Raw genomic sequence first — 22,345 nt, 5'->3', positions numbered from 1 at the left:
ATCCTACGTTCAGGTTCATCGTCTTAATATCTATGACACAGTCATAAATTTAGGAGGCACGATGACCACAAGCATGTCTGTAAATTCGGCGTCCGATGACGTCTTAGACCAAACGATGCAAGCACCAGATGAGAAAACCTTCTGGCGTAAAATGAAAAACTCCGTCAAGAAAGCAGGCGAAGAGATTGCGGTTATGGGCATCAAATCATGGCTTGCGATGGCAGATTCCAATACCTCTGTTCGCCACAAAGCGCTCCTTGGTGGCGCGTTAGCTTACTTTGTTCTCCCCACTGATATGGTGCCAGACGTACTAGCAGGCGTCGGCTTTACCGATGACATGGCAGCACTTACCCTAGCGGCGAACTCGGTCGGCAATGCCATCACCGACGAGCATGAAGAACAAGCGAGAGAAAAGCTGAGTTCGATGGTGAAGTAGGTGAGGAAACTGGCCATCAAACATGTTCAATGTTTGGTTTAGTTCAAATAAGAAATTGTTATTTTTAACATTTACTCGAAGTACACGAGCTCGTCGTAATACGGTTTACCGTGGTAGATTTGGTCTATTGGAAAGTGTACTTTCGGATTCAAGTTTTTAGCTAAGAGAAGCCGTCCATGTACAGGTATGCGCCAGATATCCGGGGTATGTTAACTTTGAACGGAAAACCGTTGTCATCTCAATTAGTGGTCCTTCGAGTTGGTGTGCGTGGAACCATACATGAGTTTCAAACTCTTACTGATGCCAGCGGAGCGTTTGCTTTCCCTGCATTTGAAGAGCGTAAGCCTCAAGGCACATTGAGCCTAAATCAGAAATACGTGCTCGTTTTCCTGAAAACTCATCTAGCAAATGGAGAAGAGGTGACGATATGGGAATCTTCAATTGATGGTTATGAGACTTATGAGTTTGCTAGAGAAAATATGGGAGATTTGAATTGCGAAGTAACCAATGAAGTTTACTACTTCGCTTTTTCTTATTCTGGAAATGGTGAAGATGATACTTATGTATATAGTCAGTGCAAGTTAACTGGTTATGTAGACTCTGGAATATACGAAGAATAAAAATGAACTTATTTATCATTTCGTTGAGCTTCGACAGATAAAACAAAAGCCCCGATGTTTCCATCGGGGCTTTCATTTAGACAGGATAGTTTAATCGTAGAACGATTTAGGCGTCAGCACGTTTCAGATGCACTTCTTCTTCGGCTACGCCGGCCATTGGATCATTGAAACGAGCTTCATCCAATGCGCCTTCCGATTTAGCAACAATGATAGTCACTGCGCTGTCACCGGTGATGTTAACTGCGGTACGAATCATATCAAGTAGACGGTCAACACCCATGATAAGTGCGATGCCTTCTAGCGGCAGGCCTACTTGGTTCAATACCATTGCAAGCATAACTAGACCTACACCAGGAACACCTGCGGTACCGATAGACGCCAATGTTGCCGTCATGATAACCATTAGGTAGTCACCCATAGTTAGGTCGATGTTGAATGCCTGCGCGATGAACGCTGTCGCCACACCTTGCATGATCGCCGTGCCGTCCATGTTCACGGTTGCACCTAGCGGTACTGTGAACGATGATACGCGGTTCTCAACACCCATACGGTGCTTCGCCGTTTCCATTGTTACTGGAATGGTTGCGTTCGATGATGCTGTAGAGAAAGCAAACATGATTGCGTCTTCCATCTTACGTAGGAACGTAATTGGGTTTAGGCCAGTAAAGCCTTTTAGCATCAAGCTGTAAGTCACAAGGCCGTGCAGCAATAGCGTACCAGCTAGTACTACGAAGTACTCAGCAAGGTTCAAGATTGCACCAAGACCAAGACCGGTAAACAGCTTCGCCATTAGGAAGAAGACACCATAAGGCGCTAGGTTCATCAGAATCGCAACTAGCTTCATGATCACTTCATTCAGATCAGAGAAGAATGCTGCGATACGTTCGCCAGGCTTACCTGCTGCACTGATCGCGATACCGAATAGGACGGCAAATACGATAACTTGCAGAGTTTTACCTTCTGCCATTGCGCTGATTGGGTTAGTCGGGAACATATCAATGATCACCTGACCCAAAGATGGCGCTTCTGCTGATTTGAATGAACTTGCTGCGGTTAGGTCTGCACCAGCGCCAGGCTGGAATAGGGTACCCATGGTTAGAGCAAGTGTGATTGCGATAGCAGTAGTTGCTACGTAGAAAGCTAGGGTTTTGCCACCCATGCGACCTAATGTCGATAGGTCTTTTAGAGAGCTAGTACCACAAACTAATGAAACAAACACTAGCGGTACGACAAGCATTTTTAAGCTGGCAACGAAGATCTGTCCACCAACTTCGAATAATCCATTAACAATGTATGCGTCGACAAATCCGTTGTCGGCAAAAAGTGTGCGAATTGCAAATCCTGTCAAGATACCCGCTACCATACCTAAGATTACTCGGCTGGTAAGCGACATCGGCTTCTTGGTATTCATGAGAACACTCCTTATAGTTATGCACCTTAAGTTCACTTCAAGGCGGCGTGCAGATTAGCAGCGGAGTGTGGAAACACGAAAGAATAATCGTCTGAATGGTTAATAGATGTGAACTATATCACTATAAAAAATAGACTTTTAACCGAATGGTAACGAAATTCATGGTTGAAAAGTTTGTAAATTAACATTTTTATCGAATATACAACCGATAGAAATGATTTCTTACATTCTTGAGTGGTAGAAAACGACTTGCATAGAATGGGGTAATACACTGCCTAGTGAATAACTAGGCATGTTTTATTCACTCGTTGTTTTCGACCTCAGTTCAATGGCGGGCGGGTTTGGTTATCGATAGTGCGAGCAAAATCTGAAATCTGTTGATAATCAGCGGGCGTCCAAATGGGTTTTGATGATAATGATTTAGGCAGTGCGGAGAACACTTTTTCATCGTCGCTTGCTCTAAACTCAACGCTCATCCATTTGTCGATCGGCTGCTTATCCGCAAAGGCCGCCGATAGTGAAAGCTCATGGTTCGCGCCAGAATAGTTCGGCGTTAATTTCAGCGCCATATGGTAATCACGGAAGCGAACCACCCACTTATCCGGTAGGCGTCTTGAGCTGTCCCACCAATCCCCATCGAGTTGTTGAATTTTCTCTTTAGTGACGGCTTTCGACTGAGCTTTTAAGTCCTTTAATGCTTGTTTAAAAGCGCTGTCCATTGCTTTCGAAAAGCCTGCTTGATCGAGTTCGGGGTTGTTCAGGAGTACTTGCTTGGCTAACTTTGCCCCAAGCATGTTGGAATAGAGATCTTCCGATGAGAATGCTGATGCCAGTTCTTTAAAGCCACTGACGGATACCATACCGAACCACTGAGCAATTTCATGCCATTGAGCTAGGCGAAATGCCGTTAACGCTGCTGCTTGAGCACTGCGATCTAGCTTTTCTTCTTCACTCAGTTGCTCTTTTTGTTCATACCAACGAATACGACGAACACGTAGCTCTTCTGGTAAATCTAGGTGCGCAGCGCGACCTAAATAATGTTGGTTGAGAGTGAACAAATAATAGGTGTAGTCTGCGGTATCACGGACGTGGGCAGTATCAATAAAGCCGCCTAGTTCGGTAAAGATAATGCCGTTGGCTTCTTCATTCAGCCCTAGCAAGCTGCCAGAGACTGACTCGCTGCCGTCGTTATAGTGGTGAGTACCCACTTCGTTGCTGGATAAGACATTCTCAAGAGAAAAGAAAGGAACAGGCACGCTTCCTAATTGCGCTTTGAGATCGACACCAAATGCACAACACGGTCTAACGCCGACCGGTGCTTTTAGTTGTTGCGCGTGAACGAATCCACTACAAAGGCTTAGTAGTAATAGTGCTGCTTTCTTCAAACCATACTCCTAGAATGCTTCATTAATCTGGAAATAAAAACCGGTGCTGTCTTTGCCCACACCCAAATCGACGCGCACGTTAATACGTGCCTTAAAGGCAAATCTATAACCAACCCCGACAGTCGGTAGCCAGCTATTTTCAAAGAGCTCGTGATAAGTTGGTGCGATATTACCAGCACCTAGCCACCCAACCACACCATGGCGACCTGCAATGGTATGGCGAATTTCTACTTGTGTAGAAAGCTGGTGCTTATCGCGATATTGCCCTTGGTAGTAGCCACGCATACGCTGGTCATCACCTAGCTGGGCGTAATCAAACCAAGGTGCGTCACCGAAAATCGATTGTGAATATACCTCCATTGCAATAATCGTCGTGTCAGACCATTGTTGGTAAACACGATAGTTAGCAACGAGGTTGTCGTAGTCTTCATCACTGCCGAGTGAATCTCGGTTAGCAATCCATTCAACATCGAGAAACTGCCCCCGCATTGGGTTCGGTTCGAAATCACGAGTGTCGTATTCCATTCCAACTAAGACGCCACTGCTAGTGGCATCGGCAACTTCTGAAGGGAGAATATCGCCATCGACACCGTCGACCTTACTGAATGACTGCCATTGCCAGCCAAGTTTGGCGTAAGTATTTGGCGCGACTTCAACGGCGATTTTTGGGCTCAACTGTAAACGTTGCCCTTCATACTGCACTTTGTTGTTCTCGTTTTCAGCGGCTTGGCTGCCAATACCCCAATAGTAACCGGGGGTATGGCTTATCCATGCCTCACCTAAAAGACGGACTTTGTCATTTTTTAAATAGGTGCGATTGTTTAACCCCAAGCCGTAAGAACCCGAGGTTGAACCATAAGAAGTAACGGTGACGGTCGAGTAAGGATCGCCTTTTTGCCAGTCGTAAGGCGTGTACAAACCTACTGCGGCAACGCCAATACCAAACCCTTGTTCTGGGTTAACAAAAGGACCAGGTAATACGCCCCAGTCGATTAATTTAGATTCATCCACGGTTTCACTTGAACCAAGCTTGGTCAGGATGTCATCCATTAAGCTACTTTCGTCTTTTTCCATAGCAAAAGCGTATGACGAACTAAGCAGCGCTGTCAGCGCAAGGGTATAAGAGGCTTTCATCTTCTCGCTACCTTAGAAACGACGGTCTAAAGAGAAGAAGATGCTTTGACGATCACCAAAACCGGCTTCGCCCAAAAGGTACCAATCTTCATTGATTTGGTATTGCATGCCAGCGATGGTGTTCCATTCAGACTCTAAGCGCTGCTTTACTTCAAAACGGGCATCTGATGACATTAATCCGCTTAAAGATGGCGGTAAGCCAAGGTCTTTGAGTGAGCCAGAGAGTTCTTGCTCAACATCTTGATACATAGCGCCAACCCAAAAACGAATCGGTACGCCATTTTGATGGAAGTCGTAACCGATACGAGGAGAAACTACAACTGCATCAATTGAACCATCAATAACGGTTAAATTGGTTTGAGTGTAACTTGCATCGACCAATGCGAACCATTGGTCATAACCGCCAGCAAGCACAAAACCAAGGCCTTTAGTGTAGCCATCGAGATCTAGGCGGAAATTTTCAATACGTTGTGGTTTCACAAACGGCAACTTAACCTTTACGTTTACATCGGTTTCTGAGTAGCCATCAAGCGTACCGATCAAGCCATAAACGTTTAGGAAAGGGAACAGCCAGACATCGGCGCGTAATGTCATAACGTCAGTGGCTTGCTTACCTGGTTCTGCTTGCATATCGACTAACTTTTCAATCCCGCCTAAACCTTTTAGTGCGATAGAGTCGACATTGATGCCTTGTTCCATACTCATATAGCTGAGGTTTAAACCAAAAGGTTTTGGTAACTCGTAGCCAAGTGCTTCTGCTTTCTCTTTCCATATCGGCAGAGAAATTGAATCCGCATTCGCGACTCCGGTAACGAGGCAAGAAGCAGCAACAAGCAAAGAAGGTAATTTCATAAGTCACTTCATTAAGCATGGCGATCATTATATAGCCAGAGCCGTTTTGAACGGGATATGAATATCTAATGAGCGTCACGGGTAAATCACAGCTTTATCATGGAGAAAAAGCACTTTAGCGAGAGATAAGGACCGCTGTTTTTTAAGGGATTTAGAGCAGCTTCTTAACTTCGGCGAGCGCATCTTACTCCTAAAATTATAAAAGTAAACTTTAAAGTGTACTTTATATTGTTGTGCGCTATACTCTGCAGCCACTTACATGAGGTTGGTGAATTTAGAACGATGAAGCTTTCAGAAAAAAAACGGATTGCGCTGATTGAAGCCGCACAACAAGAATTTATCGAGCATGGCTTTTCAGGTGCCAATATGGACAGAGTCTGCGAGCGAGCCGGCACTTCCAAACGAACTCTATATCGCCATTTTGAAAGCAAAGATGTGTTGTTTATTGAGTCCATTCAAGCTGTGATGGAAATTCAAAGGGCACGTCTACAATTTCAGTATTCACCAGAAGAGAGTATAGAGGCTCAACTTCGCACTTATTTACTCGCTAAGCTCGATTCGATGTATGAGGATTTTGGTTTGCCGTTAGCTAAGATGGTTATTAGCGAGTTTATGCGCACACCAGAACTTGTGGAAAACTATCTGCATCAACTTCAAAGCCAGGATGAACAATTAGAGAAGTGGTTTTCTGAGGCAATTGACGATCAGAAAATCAAAAACCTAAATCCGGCTATGATGAGTAATATGTTGATGTGTCTATTGAAAGGTAACTTTTTATGGCCTCAGTTGATTGCTAACCACAAGGTGCCAAACCTTGAACAGCGCAAGAAATCGATTGAAGATATACTTACGCTGTTCCTAGATGGGTATCGTTGTTAAATAGAGCGTTCTGTTACCACTCTTTATGGCTCAAACTGGATAGCTGATTGTGATCCCAAACCCATAGGTTTGATTCTCGGACTTGCATGCCTCCGACCCAGTAGTTTTGAGTTATGGGTTGGCTTCCCTCCAGACATGCTTGAGCGTGCTCAGTAATACAGACTTGTTGCTCCCACCAATTCTTTTGCAATGAGTCGATGCTAAATAGCGGCTTGTCGCTGCGTGTCAGCGGGAGGAGTAATGCATAAAACATCACATCACCCAACGTCGGAAGAGGCTCTTTTTCTTGGTATTCCTGAAACCAATCTTTAACGGTGATTGGTGTGCTGTGTTCGGCCAATGCTTCTAGCGCCAATTGTTGGGTGAAGCTCAACCCTGACTCCGAGTGAGGTAACTCTTGAAGGTGTCGTTTCATCGCGGCTTTAATATTTGGCAAACAATCTAACTCATGCTGCGAAAGCAGTTCGATAAGGGATTGAGGAGCGGGTGATGTCAAAGTCTGCCAACAACGCTTAGTTTGGCTTCTAAGCTTTGATGTGACGGGCTTTCGATGCTGCCAGCATGAGCGAACCGCCTCTGCAGGGAGTTGCCCAAAGCCAATAAAACGCTCGGTTCCCGGAAACTGATTGAACTCGATGATCTCGATGACTTTTCCTTCGGTTTCTTCTAAAAGTGTTAACCCTCGAAGTAACATGAACTGATCATAGGTATCATGTTCTACCCAAAACACAATTCGCTCAAACTGCTCATCAAGCAGAGTATTGATATTGTTCTGCTCAGATAGGGCGATGTCTTGCACCGAGCCTTCACGCCCCATTACGGGTAACAACGTATCAACGACATATTGTGCTCGGATTGCGACAAAAGCCGTTTCATCATTTGGAATGGGGCCGATGCACAAAGGATCAATCATGGGCAAGAATTCACCTTCAAAGCCACAAGTTTTCAATTGCTGCTGAATGTCATGCCCACATCGAACGTGCAGAGTCTTTAGTTCCGCATCTAGAGGCCGTTCTCGGTTATGGATGGCGAGCTTGTGAAATTCCAACTCTTCTATATGCGCCTTTAACTTACTCCAACTAGATAAGCCGAGTTCTCTTGCTAAGGCATGTTGAACATCCGCTAGTTGAATGGACTCTGTCGTAAGCTTTTCTGGCTGAGTATGAAACTGCTTAACTTGCTGTAAGGCACGCTCATCATTTTGGCGGATCGCTTTTAAGCGTTTTTTGGCCAGAGACTTTTGCTGGTTGAGGTTAATAGAGAAGCTATTATGAGATTGCATTTTTCACCTTTCTTATCTCTTCCACACTCGCCTTATTAGAAGTTTAAAAGAAGGTAAAAACAGATTGTTCCTGCTAACAAGAGCAGGGAGGTTGAGTTGCCGTGAACCGAGTTCTTTCCGCGAGTGTTGGGTGCTTTAGGCTTGAGCTTTTTACATGGTATGTAATCGAAACAGGTATCGCAACTTTGAATAATATAAAGAAGCAAAACTGCACTTAACTTCACATAAAACAGTTCCAGAACTTAAGTCTAGGAGCAAGTTGGAGCGGAGAGAGCATCGATGATGAAAACTCAAGATTCGCCGGGTGTTGAGTGTGCTTTGTTTTGCTCTATTCCACTCGCACTTTGGCACTATCAAGTAGTGTTTGATAGAGGGCAAGAGCGGCTGGTCCGCTTTTCGCGCCTTTTGGTAGCGTGAGGTGCAGTGCGACTTGATATTGGTTGGAGTGTTCAAGGTCTAATACCTTAATGCCTGCACTGCAGCGGTACTCTACAAGATGTTTAGGGAGTCGGCAGAAGCCAACGCCTTGCTCTACCGCTCTAAAAGCGTGGTCGAAATTATCCACCGTGATTCTTTGACGTGCGCGCAACCAGCCCACGTCTCGTTTTGCTTTGTCTGATTCACCTAGATCTCGAACCACAATTTGGCTGGTGGTCGCAAAATCTGCCAATGAAACGTGCTCATTCTTTGCCAATGGGTGTTCCACTGCAATAACGGGCACCATGGTTGTTGTGCCAAATGCTTCGGCTGGGTGGTTGGTGATCGGAAGATTGATAATGGCGATGTCTGCTAACTCATTGACCACCATATCGGTGGTTTTACTTAGCGAAGTTTCCACGATTTGAACGGAGGTAGTGCTGTTTTGTGCCAAAAATTCACTGAGTGGTGCATAGAGCCAGCTTGGATCGCACAAATGATCGATCGCCACTGTAATTTGCGATTCCACGCCATTACTTAGCTGTTCACTGATCATTTCCAGTTCATGGGCTTGTTCGAGCATAGACTGCGCGCGTCGTAACATGGTCTTCCCGTGCTCGGTTAATCCAGCCTTTCGACCTTTCACTTCTATCAGTTTGATGCCCAGTTGATCCTCGAGCTTTTTCACTGAATAGATCAGCGTGGTATGGCTTTTATTGAGCCTCACTGCGGCTGACTGAATACTTCCAGCTTGTTCAATCGCTTGTAATGTTTGCCACTGCTCTAGGGTTGTTTTTAGTCTCATTGGTCAGTTTTTTCGACAGGTAATGGCAAAATTATGAACTTTTTTGTCAGTTTTATAAAGGTAATAATCTTCCCATCGAAAGCGAGTTAATAATAAGAGGAGACTCAAGATGGCGAAATTACTGCAAGTTGATTTTGAATTTCATGGCCCATTTGGTGAAGAGATGTCGAACGCACTGGTAGACCTAGCTCAGTCAATTAATCAGGAGCCAGGCATGATTTGGAAAATCTGGACGGAAAGCGAGAAAGACAAACTTGGTGGCGGCATCTATCTTTTTGAAGATGAAGCCACGGCGCAAGCTTATCTTGAAATGCATACTGCTCGGTTGAAACAGATGGGTGTAGAAGAAGTAAGAGGGCAGATATTTGATATCAACGCACCACTGAGCACTATCAACCAAGGTCCAATCGGAGAGTAACATTATGACTAACCGCACTTTTCTAACCGTTCATGGTGTCATATATACGGTATTCGCTTTTGCGCTATTTTTTGTGCCAACCATGATGTGGCCGATGTATGGCGTACAAATTAACGACCAATACGCGCTGTTTTTATCGCAGCATACGTCGATCTTTTTAGGTGGAATTGCTGCGGTCAGTTTGATGCTACGTGATGTGGAACCTAGCACTACAGCCAAGCAACTGTTCAAAGCGCTGTTGATCACGAATCTCTTAGGCGTGGTGATCACCGCTTACGCTGGCATTACAGGTGTGTTTGTTGGCTTTGGTTGGAGTGACCCTGCTTTCTTCTTATTACTGAGTGCGCTCACTTTTATTCAATGGAAGAAACAATCGTAGAACAAACCATATCAAGAAAGCCCCGCGATGCGCGCGGGGCTTGCTTTTTTAATGAGGCATAAACTCGCCACCATCTTTCATTATCTTTTTCGCAATACGGTTCATGACACGGATGAAGAAGCGCCGAGCCAAACCATATTTAACGTTCGTTACCGTGATACGACATAAGTTGTCTTTCTCATCAAAACCATAAAACACCTTCGCTCCACACTTATCGAGATAAATTGCAGCAACATTGTTGGCTTTTGTTTCATCTGGTTGAATGAGTGCTACGGGGGAGCTCGGTTTGACCGCATTTTTCCATAGCGATTTTTTTGATTGAGTCTCCGTTATGGTGTTTGTACTGCCAACGAGAAGCACTCGGCTTTTCACGCGCTGTTCCATAAAAGCGTAGGTTGGGTTTGAAGCATAGAACCACTGTGTCGGCTCGGCGGGAGTGACGTGTATTTCAGCGATTTCCAATTGGTTGTCTTTTGTATGACAGTGAACGGGCATGGGCTTTTCTGGTAACTTACAACCAAAGATCATTCCGTACGGCTTCGTTTTCGCATCCACAAAATCGAGAAGCCCCTGATTAAGGCAGATCGAACCAATATGAGAGCTTTCAAATGGTGCTTTTTGTTGAGCTTCTTCCACTAGCGCCATTTGCCTAGGGCTATCATCGACGACATGGAACACTTTGTCCGCAAGCAAGTCGCCATTTGGATGATAAATGCGATATCGATAGACGCCGGTTGAGTTAGAACTTTTTTCGCCTAGGTTCCAAGTCAAACAGTTGGAGTGATTTAGCTGAATCGAAGACTCATATTCATGTGAGTAACCTCCAATTGAAGCTCTGTATGGATGATCGATGCGAACTGTTAGGGCGACTTCAGGTTCATAACCGTCCTCGTCGTCGTCATCTTCAGGGAAATAGCCGATACGAAGTCCAAAACAACGTTGATCTTCCGCACGAACTAGGGTGGTTTGTTTTATTAATTCGCTTGGGTCATCATCTTCTGGAATATGGTAAATGCCCCAATCGAGCAACTCAAAAGGAGAAAGCGCAGCATGACGATATTTTCCAGCTTGTATATCGGCAACAAGCTGTTGGACTTTCAACGATGGGTGCTGCGCATATTCACTGATGAGTGTAGTGAACTCTGGGAGGTTAGCGACCAACTCAATCAGCTTAAGTAGTTGGCTTATCTCCAACTGGTCTGTATAGCGCTTTAGATCGGTTTGCTTGATAAACCAAGGCATCGCACTGACCCAATGCTGCTTAATTGCATACTTGAGTAAGACGATCAGTTGCGCATCACGTTCATACAGTTGTTGAAATAATTCAGGTAGAGAAAGCTCTCGTTCATTCTCAAGCTGCTTCAACCCAAGACTTGGTTTGATTGCAAGTAGGTTCAACAGATTATCTTGTATATGTGGTGAGGCTTTCCAATACAGTTCATCAATACCAGGAATTCCGTAACTGGTATCAAAATCACTGATGAAGCTAGTTGTTAGTGTATCCAGTAACGTTTGTAATTGCTCTGAGTTGAGCAATGTCGTTTGGGCGATCTGAGCAGTGATCCACTCTACTGTTTTGGATTGCTCTTTGGTGATGGCGTAACCATTAGGGTTACGACGTCCCATTTGTTCACTTACAGTGTAGTGAATAGAGTCTAAGAGCGCTTCATCGTAGTAACTGGTTTTGATATTTGGTCTTCGTTGCTCCAGCAGCTCGAAGAAGCGCAGCTCAGTATCCGGGCGGAGTTTTTTTAGTGCTGATCGAACGAACTGTTTGTTTTGTTCTGTTTGTTGCTGCGCTTCGAACTGATCGAAATACATGTCCATCAAACTGATTTCATCATCGTCTCTGCGATCGATTTGAGACAATAGTAATTCCAAGCGCCCAGTCAATTTATCGATCTCTGAATGGTATTCTAAGTCATCGACAAATGAGTGTGATTGATCGCTTAACTCTCCATAACGATCGCAATAAAAATAAGACAGCATGCGAGTGACTTTGGCCGGAGCTGATGTCAACCAGAGTAAAAGTAAGCGATGGCAATAGATTTGCTCAGGAGTATTTTGTAGTGAGCCCCAAACATGAGCAGCGACTAATAGCTTTTGGGCTTTGTCGTCAAAGTCACGCAGAAACTCATAGTAAGGCTGATTTTTGTTAATTTGTCTGCTGTCACTGAGCTGTTCGATATTGTCTTTAAAAGATTTTAGCGTGACATCGAAATCATCGCTTTCATTGCTTAGAAATGCATCGACGATTTTCCAATCTTGTTTTGCTTGGGATTCCTCTTCCTCTGTGAGAGGAACGTATCGCCAACGTTTCTCGGCAGTCTCAATACAATGGAATCGACTGTTTTCACTCAAAGCGAGAAGAAGCTCTGACTTTAGGTTTGAGGCAAGTTTATCCTCAAATGCTTCTGTTGCCCTGTCGTTGATACCGTGCTTTTTATCGTGGTAAAGCATGCCAGCACAGAAAGCCAGTTGACTGGCTAAACTAAACTCTTCATCAAACGCGTCAGCCAATTGTTCGAGAAGAACAGTTGCCTCTTCACGATGTTTGTTCAATAACTCATGGGCAAGCTGGGTCTCTTTCTGGCGAATATTGTCTCGGTATGCACCACATTCTTTGACATAGTTTAGAAATTGCGCTTTCCAATCACCGTTATAACGTTGGGTGAAATCCTCATCACTTATGAGCTCAAAGTCATGAACAAGCCCATGAGCCACATTGGCATGAAAAGACGCTTTGTTGTTCCAACAATGTAATACGTCAAACAAGCGCAAGATCTTTTGATTGTTTTCCGCTATTGCTGCATCATCCAAGTCTTCATTGTGCCAATCGTGTAGGATGTCACCGGCAATGGTCATCATCTCTTCGTGGTAAGAGTCATAGCGGCCGAGGTAATATTCGAATTTCTCGGAGATATCGAAGTTACCTTTTCTCGCGGCGATTTGAATGTTACACGGTTCAATCACATCTAGGACTCGTGCATCTTCCCCACTCTCGATGTAATGCCAAATGGTTTTCCCTTCATTAAAACCTTCGGTAATGAATGACTTCCATTGCGCAATACCAGTGCCTCGATAATAGTAGTGATCACGGTAGTAGTCGTCTTCATTTTCGATGACTTTGGGTGGAACAATTGGACGACCCAGATATGCTTCGATCTCACTGGTAAGTGCCACCGATGCTTGTTCTGCTGATGAGTCAATAAAGTTGCTCATCATCACCGCATGGTAATCTACTTCATGATCATCGATATCAATGCCATGAATGGGCGACATGATGGAATAGATGAATCGGTCTACTGGGCGTTCAACATAGTAGCGAGAGTCATCTGTATATTGTAGGTAGTCTTGATCAGCAAAGCGTTGCTTCATTAAAGATCGAAATACTTCGAACTCGTGTGGCTTTTCGCGGAAGATCTTAAGTAATCCAGTGACCTGGCTACGAGTCGTTAGGTCGCTTGCACTCTCATGTTTAGAATCATCAAACATGTATCCTCGAGCAGCACTGTTATCACAGTAGCAAAATGCTTTCAGTGTATCGTGGGTATAACCCAAATGGTTTGTCAGAACCCCCAATGCAAACTCACCGTGGGGAGCGTGCTCACTGTCCCAATATGGGATGGTGTAACCGCCAAGATAAAAAGCCAAGCGAGGGAAGGTGAGCCCTACAATCAAAAGTGGTAACAGCCCAAATACTTGTTCTTCAGATACCCACATCTCACTAGAGTCATTAAATTGTCTCGCGAGGTGGCAAATCAATTTAGCCGTTTCCTCTAATTCAGACTCTAGTGCTTGATGTTGACATGCTCGAAGAAAAAACGCGCCTTCACTGGTTAAATAGGTGCTGTTTAACAACTGAGTTGGTTGAATATCGCTTTTGTACGAGTAGCCAACGTAAGCAAACACTTCTTGAGCAATTTTATCTTCAACCAATGAACCAATTTGATCGTCACACCCGTTATTTACTTGGAAGCGAACATGACAATGATAGTTATCAAAGGCATTTTCTTGCAGGAGGGCTTCTCGATAATGTTTTAGGGCTTGGCGTAAAGATTCAAGAGATTGAGGGTCGTATTCCACGACCAGAGATTGGGTATCTAAAGCAACTGACATAATACTTGCACTACAACTAATTACATATTTAGTTGAGGATAAAGACGTGTGTTGCCGATGTCACTGAAAAGATTGAGCTATTTATAAAGGTGTGACGCTAAGCTACACCTTAAGTTGGAGTCAAAATCACCTGGTACAGAAATAGGGAATAATTTAACGCTTTGCTAAGCCTTTGTGGTTCAAGTAAGGCAGAATATGAGGGCGAGATTCTCCCGCGAGCTTACTAGTGACTTCTTGTGACCAGGTGCTTTGTTTTTGATTGCTTGAGCGGCTCGTATAATAGTCTTGCATGGTTTGATCATACGTTTGGATATCTTCAAGATTTAGCGGCTGGTACTGGTTTTCATGTACGATGACATCAGCTGGTAAGCGAGGTTTTACTTCTGGGTTTTGATCTGGATGACCTAAACACATACCAAATAAAATGGCCGTGTTTTGTGGTAAACCAAGCAATTCATCAACTTGGGCTGCGCTGTTTCTTAGGCCGCCAATATACACACCACCTAACCCCATTGATTCTGCCGCCAACAAGCAGTTTTGTGCCATGATGCCAGCATCTACAGCACCTATCAGAGTGAGCTCGGCAAAGTCCGCTTGAACCTCTGGGTTGATTGTCATATGGCGTTGGTAGTCAATACAAAATACCAAGAACTCAGCGGCGCTTTCTACATAAGGTTGGTTGCCGGCGTACTGGGCCAGCAGTTTACGTTTTTCGATATCTGTAACTCGGATGACGGATACAACCTGCAACATACTTGAAGAAGATGCGGCTAAGCCCGCTTGAAGAATGGTTTGTCGTTGTTCATTCGTAATCGGATCTGAGGTGAACTTTCGAATGGAGCGATGACCGAGTATGGTTTCAATCGTGCTGTTCATGATGTGCTAACTTCCTTGGGCTGCCTTTAGTTGGTTGAAACTTCACCATAATGGTATTTGTGGAGAGCGTAAACCTGTACGTGCTACAAACTGTGCCAAAGAGCAAAATTGACAAAGTTCTATCGAGCAAACTGAACATAAAGTGACGTTATTTATAAAGTAAGGTATATACTGATTTTTAATAATCAATAGCTTACCAAGTGTGGAGAACATGAAAGAGCTGATACTTCATACGGTCACAGTGTTTATGGGCTTCTTTGCCATCATGAACCCGATCGCCAATATTCCTATCTTTCTGAGCCTAACGGCAGATGAAGATAAACAAACGGTTCGTTCAATCGCGTTTCGATCTGTCTTTATCGCCTTTGTTATCGTCGCTGTGTTTGCTGTTGCTGGCAAAGTTATATTCGATTTGTTTGGGATTACGCTATACGCCCTGCGCATTACTGGCGGCATCTTAGTATTTCTAATCGGTTTTCACATGCTGCAAGGTGAATCGACACACAAAAAGACAAAAGAAAAAGCTTATTCACCTGAGCAAGAACAAGCGGCTCTGAGTATTGCCGTTTCCCCATTGGCGATGCCAATCTTAGCGGGCCCAGGTACGCTCGCTACGGCTATGAACTTTGCTACCGCTGGTGGCATGACGGAAACCATCATTACCATTGCTTCGTTTGCCGTCCTTTGTGTGATCACTTATGTGCTGTTCTTATTTGGTGACAAGTTAGTGAAAGCCGTTGGTCCAAGTGCACTTAACGTTATCACTAAAATGATGGGGTTGATTTTGGCGGTCATCGGAACTCAGATGTTTATTGATGGCGCTGCAGCCGCTTATAAAACGGTTTTTGCATAGAGCCTTTTCTTCAAGTATGCCCGGCTGGTGAGTTAAGCCGGGCATTTTTATGAGGGATGTTCAGTTTTATCTGAGTGATTGAAATCAAACTGAAAAGGGAGCGGTGGGTTAGTGCTTATAGCTTAAAGCTTCCTATTTCTTTGTTCAGGTCACCTGATAACCCAGATAGTGCGACAGACTGCTCTTCCGCAATCACGGCTTTTTCCGATAAATCATCTGCCGCATCTCGGATCATCTCCGTGTTTTTGGTAATTTCATCGGTCACAGATGCTTGCTCTTCAGCGGCTGTAGCAATCTGAGATGCCATATCACTAATCTCGACAACGACTTGGTTTATTTTACTTAGGTTGTAAGCTGCAGACTCTGCTTCACTCACGCTTTTCGACGCAAGCTCTCTACTTGTCTCCATAATACCAACCGCATCCGCTGTCGTTGTTCTTAGCGTCTCGATGGTTTCTTGAATTTCTTTGGTCGACTTGTGCGTATTCTGGCTCAATATTCTTACTTCATCTGCCACTACAGCGAATCCTCGACCAGCGTCGCCCGCTCGAGCAGCCTCAATTGCTGCGTTTAACGCCAGTAAATTGGTTTGCTCAGCAATATCTTGAATGGTTGCGAGTACGGCGTTAATCGCATTTCCGTGATCTTCTAGCTTGAGAATGATCTCTGTTGCGGATTGAACTTCGTTCGCCAATTCGTTGATGGATTCTTGGGTTCGTACCACTTGAGACTCGCCATCTTTACACTTGGCAACGGCATTATCGGATGCGTTGGCTGTGCCTTCGGCGTTCTTCGCGATTTCCTGTGTTGCGCTAGCCATTTCATGAATCGCGGTTGCGACCATATTCACTTCACCCTGTTGGTTTTGAATTAGAATCCTTCTCTCACCGGATTGAGTATTCATGTCATGAGCCTGGATGTTCAGGTTCGTGGATACCGAACTCAATCGAGTGACTATGCCGTGCATGTTTCCTACGAACTTATTGAAGTTTTCCGCTAGGGCACCGATCTCGTCGTGATTTTTGATATCGATACGTTGCGTCAGATCGCCATCACCATCAGCAATTTCCCCAAGAGCATCTGAGACAGTATGTAAATCTTTTAGTAAGACTTTCGATAACCAAATGATAAATAGGGCTGAAACGAAAATCAGCACGATAGATAACAGAACATTTTGTAAAATAATGGCGTGAAGCGACGCCATTTCGGTGGCCTCATCTAATTCAACAGCAATGATCCAGTTTGTCGACTGTATTGGCATGAAGTACACCAATTTTGTTTCCCCGCCAACGTTCACATGATGGATTTTTCGATCAGACTCGAAGTCAGTCAGTTTGCTGGTGGTGAATTCTTTGGTGTATTCGGTGGTTGGTTTGTATAAGAACTCACCTTTAGAGTGCGCGATAAACGTGGCGTTGCTTTTATCTACTAAGTAAATGTTTGCTTCATCACCAACCGTTATTTCCGAAATTTCTTTAGAGAACTCGTCAACGAATAGCTCGACACTTATTACGGCATCAAGCCCTGTTGGGCCAGTAATCGGTTTAGCGATAGCAATGGCCATTTTGTTGGTGTCATCATCAAGATAAGGGCTCGTTATGATGGTTTTACCACTTGTCATCGCCCCTTTATACCAAGGCCTTGTTCTCGGATCGAACCCATCTTCTGGCATCTCATCTTCGTTTAGTGCGGCCCCACGATAATGACCGTTACTCTCACCATAAAAAACATCTTTTAAGTCTGCGGACTTTATTGCCTGATCTCCGGCTTGTTTAAAGTCACCTTTAATATCGACACCATTAAGTACGGAGATTTTTGAATCGACCCACTTTGCCACTAACTTATCAGTAACTTCAGCTACAGATACTATTTTTGTCTTGATTTCCTTCTCGGTTAGAGATGTCATTTTGGATGTGCTTAATCCAATTATTGATGCCGATAGTGTCGCGGATATAGCAATAGAGGCAAGTGCTATTTTCCCTCTGAGTGATAGATTCATTTTAAGTCTCGTAATTATTAATGTTTAATTTTTCTGATGTTTAATACATGAATTTTTTTAGTTATTTTTAGTTTCTAACAGCCCTTAAGTTCCTTTTAATGACAAGAACAAACTATTGACCATTCCCAGTAATTTTTGGCGATGGGAATAGTTATAAATAAAAGTTGAGTTGTAAGATCTGGGTGATAGAGATTCGAAGAACCTAATCGACTTGGTTTTCCTCTATACGGACTAATCCCAGACTTTTGAAAAAGTTAAACAGTGCGCTCTTCTCTCCCTTGTCAAAGAAGAAGTACTGACAATCTCCAAGTTCATCATGCATATAATGAAAGCCAATTTTGATCATCTTGTCGTAATCGGAAATCTCAACTCCAACGCGGTTTAGTGACCATTGGACACAAACGTTTTCTCCCCGAAGCATGAGGACGTTAGGTAAAACATTAAAAACGCTAAACTCAATATGTGTTCCCGATTTTAGTCTGGACGCCAAGTAATGACTTTTGCAGTTAGTTTCCATAATAAGTAACTCATTAGCGGCCTTTGTTAGGCTTTCCTAGTGCCAGAAAAGTATTCATATGGTGTTAGAATTGAATTATCCACGATTAGATTTACTGGTGTGGTATTCTCGTGAATAGATATATTCAATAATATTTATAAATGCTTTGTTGGCTAAATTATCTTTATATATTACTTTCAGTTATATTAGATTTAACTCTAATGCTTTTACACTGGTTTCAGCTCTATTTGTACCAAGACTGATAGTGATAATCGTTATATGTACCTTGTCGGCATTACTAATAGTGATTGATTCGGAATGATACACACGGATTATTGGGAAAGAGTGATCGGCATACGGCTGTTTATTGCGGTATAAAATGAAATGTCAAATATTAGAACTTTATCCCGTAATTATGATCTGAATTGGACATTTAGAGAATGTAAGAGTCTTGGTCTTGAATATTAACTGGATTTTAACGAGGTTGACTTATGTTATTAACCTTAATTCGCTTGCTTGAAGTTGGACCATTTTTATAGTTGAGGGCATTGAGTTGTACCTAGGCTACCTCGAGATGCTTAGGGCTTGTCACTGGTGTGTCCTTTGGTAAAGAAATAGCATCGTCAAACAGCTTAGATAGATCGCGTCATTACGCCCGTAGGAAGCTGGAGTTATCTGTTACTTTGCCCATCGTAATCAAAGCTCCCAGAAGGTTTTGCACATTTAGTTTTCATAATCAGTATCAGATATACATAGACTTCCTCTATTTCAATAATAAGAATAACCAATTGTTGTTGTAGCACGAATTTCAGTAGTCTTTTTCGGGTATTTATTGGGGGAAACATGGCAACAAAAGCAATAGTCGTTGAAGGCGGAGCAATGCGTGGAGTTTTTGCTAGTGGTGTACTAGACGCATTCTTAGAACAGGACTACAAACCATTTGATTTTGCGATTGGCGTCTCTGCAGGGGCATCAAACTTAATCGGATATCTCACGGACTATCCGCACCGTAGTATCAATGTGATCACCAAGTTAGCAACCAGCAAACGCTTTTTTGATCCCACTCGTTTTTTGAAAGGAGGGGACTTGATTGACGTAAAATGGCTGTTTGAAGAGTCAAATCGTTTGTACCCAGTTGATGAAGCAAAGCTGTTTGACGGAATCCCTTTTCTAGCAACGACAACTAACGTTAATACAGGCAAGGCAGACTATTATCGTGTTAATCGTCATAACTTCCACAATGCGATGGAAGCGACGACTGCACTGCCTATTGCTTACAAACACACGCCATGTTTTTCCGGTGGTTGTTACACAGATGGTGGCGTGGCGGATTCTATTCCTGTGCGTGAAGCCCATCGTCGTGGTGCTCGGGATATCACGGTTATCCTTTCTCATCCATTGGCATATGAAAAGAAGCCAGTCAAAACAACGTGGTTGATGAAAAAGCTGTTTGCTGAACATCCCCAAATGGCAGAAGCGATGATGCATCGTTCGCAAAACTATAATGAGTCTTTAGAGTTCATTCGTAATCCGCCGAGAGGCACCAGTATTCGAGTCATCGCGCCACCGGATGAATTCAGTGTGCAACGCTTATCAATGCGACAATCGGTATTGCTAGAAGGCTATGAAATGGGGCTTGAAGCTGGACGCAACCATTTGACTAACCGCGCTGGTGAGCACGGATTGGACAGAGAAAACTGCCATTTTTGTATTTAGCTTTTGAGGCCTAAATAATTTAGTCCATATCAACTTCAAGCGCTCCCCAAGATGAAGGCTCTCCCTCTCTCGTTAGAGGGAATAAGCGAGAGTCTGGTTTGGCATAACTTAACCTATGCAGGCGTTGCGTGACGTGGTAGCTATCCAGCCCGGAAATGGTCACTAAGTCGAGTAGCTCTAGATCTAGGTAGCCATCGGGCATGATGGCTCTTTCAGGTGCGTGTACCATCAACACCTCACCAATCAACATCTCTGTTTGATTGCTTTCAATTTTGATGTGTTCTCTCAACACTAACCCCATTTTTAGATTGCTCTCCAGAACAAATGGCGCAGGAAACGCATCGTCGTAATACGGTGTGAGTCCAACTGCCTCGAACTCGGATATTTGCTTTGGATAGCGGGCGGAGGTCTGATGCGCTTTCTGGACGAAATCGACGCCGATGGCATTGATGGTAAAGTGCTTGGTATCGAGGATGTTTTCTAGCGTATGGCGGCGACTCTTGCGTGGACGGACAATAAAGCCGAACAGTGGCGGATGTGAACCTAAATGGATCACAGAGCTTACGATAGCAAGGTTCTCTTGTCCTTGCCTGTCTCTTGTCCCGACCAGATTTGCGCTTTTATAGCCTGCTAATGAATTGACGAGGCGAGTTCGCTTACGTTGTTCCATTGCCTTAATGTCATGTTTTGAAAGAGTTACGTTATTCATATCTAAATATTGACGCCAGTCGTTGTGTCTATCGAGTATGTAGTGACAGTTTTTACGCATGCCCTTTTCTAGGCGATCAACTGGCTTTCTTTTTATTAGAAGGGCGGACGTGCTGAGCTAAAATGCGTGTACCTTCCATTTTTACGTCGGTACGTTTTCGCCAAGCCCACAATCGCTCTCTGGCTGTTTTCGCACTCGCTTCTACGTCGACTATTGGGGCGAGGTATTTTGAGTCCGGTTCTAACTGGTACATCACGACTTCCATTGCGGTCATTTTCCAAGGCTCAAACAACAGTGGGGAAGGTACCTTGGCGAGCTCCGGAACCCATTTATGAATGAATTCACCATCGGCATCGTGTTCTTGTGCTTGTTTCGTCGGATTGTAGATACGGATGGTATTGGTGCCCGTCACGCCAGCCTGCATTTGAAATTGTGGATAATGGATACCTGGCTCAAAGTCGAGAAAGAGCTGCGCTAGATGAGTTACGCCATTGCGCCAGTCCATGTTCATATGATGTGTTAGAAAGCTTACTAGCATCGCGCGCATTCGAAAGTTGATGTATCCCGTGTGATGAAGGCTGCGCATACAAGCATCGACGAGAGGTATGCCAGTGGTTCCCGCCTTCCAAGCATCTAGTCGGATTGGGTCGTTGTTGCTCGCTTGGCGAAGCAAAGGTTCATAGGCTTGGTTCACACAGCGAAATTCCATCTCACATTCAGATTCAAATTTCTGCATAAAATGACAATGCCAATGAAGCCTTGAAGACAACGCAATTAGGCTGCGACGAAACCCCGTCACTTGCCAATGTTGCAAGAGGTACTGATACACTTCTCGAAGTGAAATATTACCCCATGCAAGATAGGGAGAGAGGCGAGTACAGGCTGTCCGAGATGCAGTCGGGCTAGAAATACTGCGGTAATAATCTCGTCCTCGGCGTTGAAAAAAGTCTTCCAATGTTTGCCAAGCGAGTGAGCTCCCGCCAGTTTGCATGCCTTTTACTTTTTCTAACCAAGAAGAGGGAGGAGTAAAGGTGAAACCGAGCGCGTCGATATCGAGGGTGATAAGAGAATCGTTTTCAAGCTCAACCTCTTCTATCGGAGCTCGCATAACGGTATCCCAATGTTTGTCCCAGCCGAATCGGTCTTTTGCGCCTCGCACAACTGCGCCATGTTCAAACTCATGCCATGGAATGCCTTGTGCTTGAAGCCATGCTGATACTTGTTTATCTCTCTCAAACGTACAATTCAATCCAATTTCTTGATGGGAGAAAACGGCATTGATGTTGAATTGCTTTTGAATCGCACTCAAACAATCCCGAGCATTGCCAAACATTACTGAGACCTTTTGATCATGTTGAGTAAGCTGGGCGTCCATGTCTTGGAGTGATTGCCAAACAAAGCGCCAATGACGTTCGGAGTAATGTGGGTCATCCAACAGCATGGGCTCAAAAATATAGAGCAGCACTGTTGGATTCTCAGAAGATAGAGCGTGTTGCAAAGGTGCATGATCGGTCAGACGTAAGTCGCGTTTTAGCCACACTAAGTTGATTGTTTGCATC

At 44.2% G+C, this 22,345-nt stretch carries 18 protein-coding genes; 7 read left to right on the top strand and 11 right to left on the bottom strand.

What is annotated here, in order from left to right; all coding sequences use genetic code 11:
• Nucleotides 1-61 precede the first annotated feature (61 nt).
• Nucleotides 62-436 (top strand): YkvA family protein, encoded by a 375-nt coding sequence (locus J4N37_RS19910; RefSeq protein ID WP_252043192.1) that lies wholly within the window; start codon nt 62-64, stop codon nt 434-436.
• A gap of 176 nt (nt 437-612) precedes the next feature.
• Entirely contained in the window at nt 613-1,056 is a 444-nt protein-coding gene (locus J4N37_RS19905; RefSeq protein ID WP_252043191.1) for a DUF6795 domain-containing protein, read from the top strand.
• A 106-nt stretch (nt 1,057-1,162) separates the two neighbouring features.
• Here J4N37_RS19905 and J4N37_RS19900 read toward each other — a convergent pair whose 3' ends face one another.
• The 4 genes from J4N37_RS19900 to J4N37_RS19885 all read right to left on the bottom strand — a co-directional run bounded on the left by J4N37_RS19900 (nt 1,163) and on the right by J4N37_RS19885 (nt 5,838).
• Nucleotides 1,163-2,467, bottom strand: a complete 1,305-nt coding sequence (locus tag J4N37_RS19900; protein ID WP_038883284.1) for a dicarboxylate/amino acid:cation symporter — start codon at nt 2,465-2,467, stop codon at nt 1,163-1,165.
• 320 nt (nt 2,468-2,787) lie between these two features.
• Entirely contained in the window at nt 2,788-3,852 is a 1,065-nt protein-coding gene (locus tag J4N37_RS19895; RefSeq protein WP_252043190.1) for a DUF4056 domain-containing protein, read from the bottom strand.
• A gap of 9 nt (nt 3,853-3,861) precedes the next feature.
• On the bottom strand, nt 3,862-4,986 hold the full coding sequence (locus J4N37_RS19890; RefSeq protein WP_252043189.1) for a BamA/TamA family outer membrane protein: 1,125 nt from the start codon (nt 4,984-4,986) through the stop codon (nt 3,862-3,864).
• A gap of 12 nt (nt 4,987-4,998) precedes the next feature.
• Nucleotides 4,999-5,838, bottom strand: coding sequence for a TonB-dependent receptor (locus J4N37_RS19885; protein ID WP_045627190.1), 840 nt, complete (start codon nt 5,836-5,838; stop codon nt 4,999-5,001).
• A 282-nt stretch (nt 5,839-6,120) separates the two neighbouring features.
• Between J4N37_RS19885 and J4N37_RS19880 the strand changes: the two genes are divergently transcribed.
• Entirely contained in the window at nt 6,121-6,717 is a 597-nt protein-coding gene (locus J4N37_RS19880; RefSeq protein WP_010450658.1) for a TetR/AcrR family transcriptional regulator, read from the top strand.
• 13 nt (nt 6,718-6,730) lie between these two features.
• On the opposite strand, the gene J4N37_RS19875 is transcribed toward J4N37_RS19880, so the two are convergent.
• On the bottom strand, nt 6,731-7,999 hold the full coding sequence (locus tag J4N37_RS19875; protein WP_252043188.1) for a DUF1835 domain-containing protein: 1,269 nt from the start codon (nt 7,997-7,999) through the stop codon (nt 6,731-6,733).
• A gap of 328 nt (nt 8,000-8,327) precedes the next feature.
• Nucleotides 8,328-9,221 carry a LysR family transcriptional regulator gene (locus J4N37_RS19870; protein ID WP_252043187.1) on the bottom strand — a complete coding sequence of 298 codons (894 nt, stop codon included), beginning with the start codon at nt 9,219-9,221 and terminating at the stop codon, nt 8,328-8,330.
• Nucleotides 9,222-9,330: 109 nt separating this feature from the next.
• Here J4N37_RS19870 and J4N37_RS19865 point away from each other — a divergent pair, with 109 nt between their 5' ends.
• Both J4N37_RS19865 and J4N37_RS19860 read left to right on the top strand, forming a co-directional pair.
• The gene (locus J4N37_RS19865; protein WP_078610014.1) at nt 9,331-9,639 is read left to right on the top strand and encodes a monooxygenase; all 309 of its coding nucleotides are present in this window, start codon (nt 9,331-9,333) and stop codon (nt 9,637-9,639) included.
• Between the two features lie 4 nt (nt 9,640-9,643).
• On the top strand, nt 9,644-10,018 hold the full coding sequence (locus J4N37_RS19860; RefSeq protein WP_025611318.1) for a hypothetical protein: 375 nt from the start codon (nt 9,644-9,646) through the stop codon (nt 10,016-10,018).
• 48 nt (nt 10,019-10,066) lie between these two features.
• Here J4N37_RS19860 and J4N37_RS19855 read toward each other — a convergent pair whose 3' ends face one another.
• Together J4N37_RS19855 and nfsA are read right to left on the bottom strand one after the other, a co-directional pair.
• Nucleotides 10,067-14,137: a hypothetical protein gene (locus tag J4N37_RS19855; protein ID WP_252043186.1), complete on the bottom strand. Its 4,071-nt coding sequence runs from the start codon at nt 14,135-14,137 to the stop codon at nt 10,067-10,069.
• 153 nt (nt 14,138-14,290) lie between these two features.
• Nucleotides 14,291-15,013 carry an oxygen-insensitive NADPH nitroreductase gene (gene nfsA / locus J4N37_RS19850; RefSeq protein WP_010450670.1) on the bottom strand — a complete coding sequence of 241 codons (723 nt, stop codon included), beginning with the start codon at nt 15,011-15,013 and terminating at the stop codon, nt 14,291-14,293.
• Nucleotides 15,014-15,224: 211 nt separating this feature from the next.
• Here nfsA and J4N37_RS19845 point away from each other — a divergent pair, with 211 nt between their 5' ends.
• Nucleotides 15,225-15,866 (top strand): MarC family protein, encoded by a 642-nt coding sequence (locus J4N37_RS19845; protein ID WP_045390729.1) that lies wholly within the window; start codon nt 15,225-15,227, stop codon nt 15,864-15,866.
• A 115-nt stretch (nt 15,867-15,981) separates the two neighbouring features.
• Here J4N37_RS19845 and J4N37_RS19840 read toward each other — a convergent pair whose 3' ends face one another.
• Nucleotides 15,982-17,865 carry a methyl-accepting chemotaxis protein gene (locus J4N37_RS19840; RefSeq protein ID WP_252043185.1) on the bottom strand — a complete coding sequence of 628 codons (1,884 nt, stop codon included), beginning with the start codon at nt 17,863-17,865 and terminating at the stop codon, nt 15,982-15,984.
• Between the two features lie 1,339 nt (nt 17,866-19,204).
• Between J4N37_RS19840 and J4N37_RS19835 the strand changes: the two genes are divergently transcribed.
• Complete coding sequence (locus J4N37_RS19835; RefSeq protein ID WP_045390735.1) at nt 19,205-20,077, top strand: patatin-like phospholipase family protein; 873 nt, start codon at nt 19,205-19,207, stop codon at nt 20,075-20,077.
• 19 nt (nt 20,078-20,096) lie between these two features.
• On the opposite strand, the gene J4N37_RS19830 is transcribed toward J4N37_RS19835, so the two are convergent.
• Nucleotides 20,097-20,786 (bottom strand): flavin reductase family protein, encoded by a 690-nt coding sequence (locus tag J4N37_RS19830; RefSeq protein WP_045391340.1) that lies wholly within the window; start codon nt 20,784-20,786, stop codon nt 20,097-20,099.
• A gap of 76 nt (nt 20,787-20,862) precedes the next feature.
• Nucleotides 20,863-22,344 carry an FAD-binding domain-containing protein gene (locus J4N37_RS19825; RefSeq protein WP_252043184.1) on the bottom strand — a complete coding sequence of 494 codons (1,482 nt, stop codon included), beginning with the start codon at nt 22,342-22,344 and terminating at the stop codon, nt 20,863-20,865.
• Nucleotide 22,345: the final 1 nt, after the last annotated feature.

Origin of the sequence: Vibrio sp. SCSIO 43153, assembly GCF_023716625.1 — a bacterium.
GTDB classification, from domain to species: domain Bacteria; phylum Pseudomonadota; class Gammaproteobacteria; order Enterobacterales; family Vibrionaceae; genus Vibrio; species Vibrio rotiferianus.
This window is presented reverse-complemented; position numbering and strand designations above follow the sequence as displayed.

Bases quoted from the DNA above. Each gene is read 5' to 3' on its own strand.
- J4N37_RS19910 (WP_252043192.1), top strand. From the start codon at position 62: ATGACCACAAGCATGTCTGTAAATTCGGCGTCCGATGACGTCTTAGAC.
- J4N37_RS19905 (WP_252043191.1), top strand. From the start codon at position 613: ATGTACAGGTATGCGCCAGATATCCGGGGTATGTTAACTTTGAACGGA.
- J4N37_RS19900 (WP_038883284.1), bottom strand. From the start codon at position 2,467: ATGAATACCAAGAAGCCGATGTCGCTTACCAGCCGAGTAATCTTAGGT.
- J4N37_RS19890 (WP_252043189.1), bottom strand. From the start codon at position 4,986: ATGAAAGCCTCTTATACCCTTGCGCTGACAGCGCTGCTTAGTTCGTCA.
- J4N37_RS19885 (WP_045627190.1), bottom strand. From the start codon at position 5,838: ATGAAATTACCTTCTTTGCTTGTTGCTGCTTCTTGCCTCGTTACCGGA.
- J4N37_RS19880 (WP_010450658.1), top strand. From the start codon at position 6,121: ATGAAGCTTTCAGAAAAAAAACGGATTGCGCTGATTGAAGCCGCACAA.
- J4N37_RS19875 (WP_252043188.1), bottom strand. From the start codon at position 7,999: ATGCAATCTCATAATAGCTTCTCTATTAACCTCAACCAGCAAAAGTCT.
- J4N37_RS19870 (WP_252043187.1), bottom strand. From the start codon at position 9,221: ATGAGACTAAAAACAACCCTAGAGCAGTGGCAAACATTACAAGCGATT.
- J4N37_RS19865 (WP_078610014.1), top strand. From the start codon at position 9,331: ATGGCGAAATTACTGCAAGTTGATTTTGAATTTCATGGCCCATTTGGT.
- J4N37_RS19860 (WP_025611318.1), top strand. From the start codon at position 9,644: ATGACTAACCGCACTTTTCTAACCGTTCATGGTGTCATATATACGGTA.
- J4N37_RS19855 (WP_252043186.1), bottom strand. From the start codon at position 14,137: ATGTCAGTTGCTTTAGATACCCAATCTCTGGTCGTGGAATACGACCCT.
- nfsA (WP_010450670.1), bottom strand. From the start codon at position 15,013: ATGAACAGCACGATTGAAACCATACTCGGTCATCGCTCCATTCGAAAG.
- J4N37_RS19845 (WP_045390729.1), top strand. From the start codon at position 15,225: ATGAAAGAGCTGATACTTCATACGGTCACAGTGTTTATGGGCTTCTTT.
- J4N37_RS19840 (WP_252043185.1), bottom strand. From the start codon at position 17,865: ATGAATCTATCACTCAGAGGGAAAATAGCACTTGCCTCTATTGCTATA.
- J4N37_RS19835 (WP_045390735.1), top strand. From the start codon at position 19,205: ATGGCAACAAAAGCAATAGTCGTTGAAGGCGGAGCAATGCGTGGAGTT.
- J4N37_RS19830 (WP_045391340.1), bottom strand. From the start codon at position 20,786: ATGAATAACGTAACTCTTTCAAAACATGACATTAAGGCAATGGAACAA.
- J4N37_RS19825 (WP_252043184.1), bottom strand. From the start codon at position 22,344: ATGCAAACAATCAACTTAGTGTGGCTAAAACGCGACTTACGTCTGACC.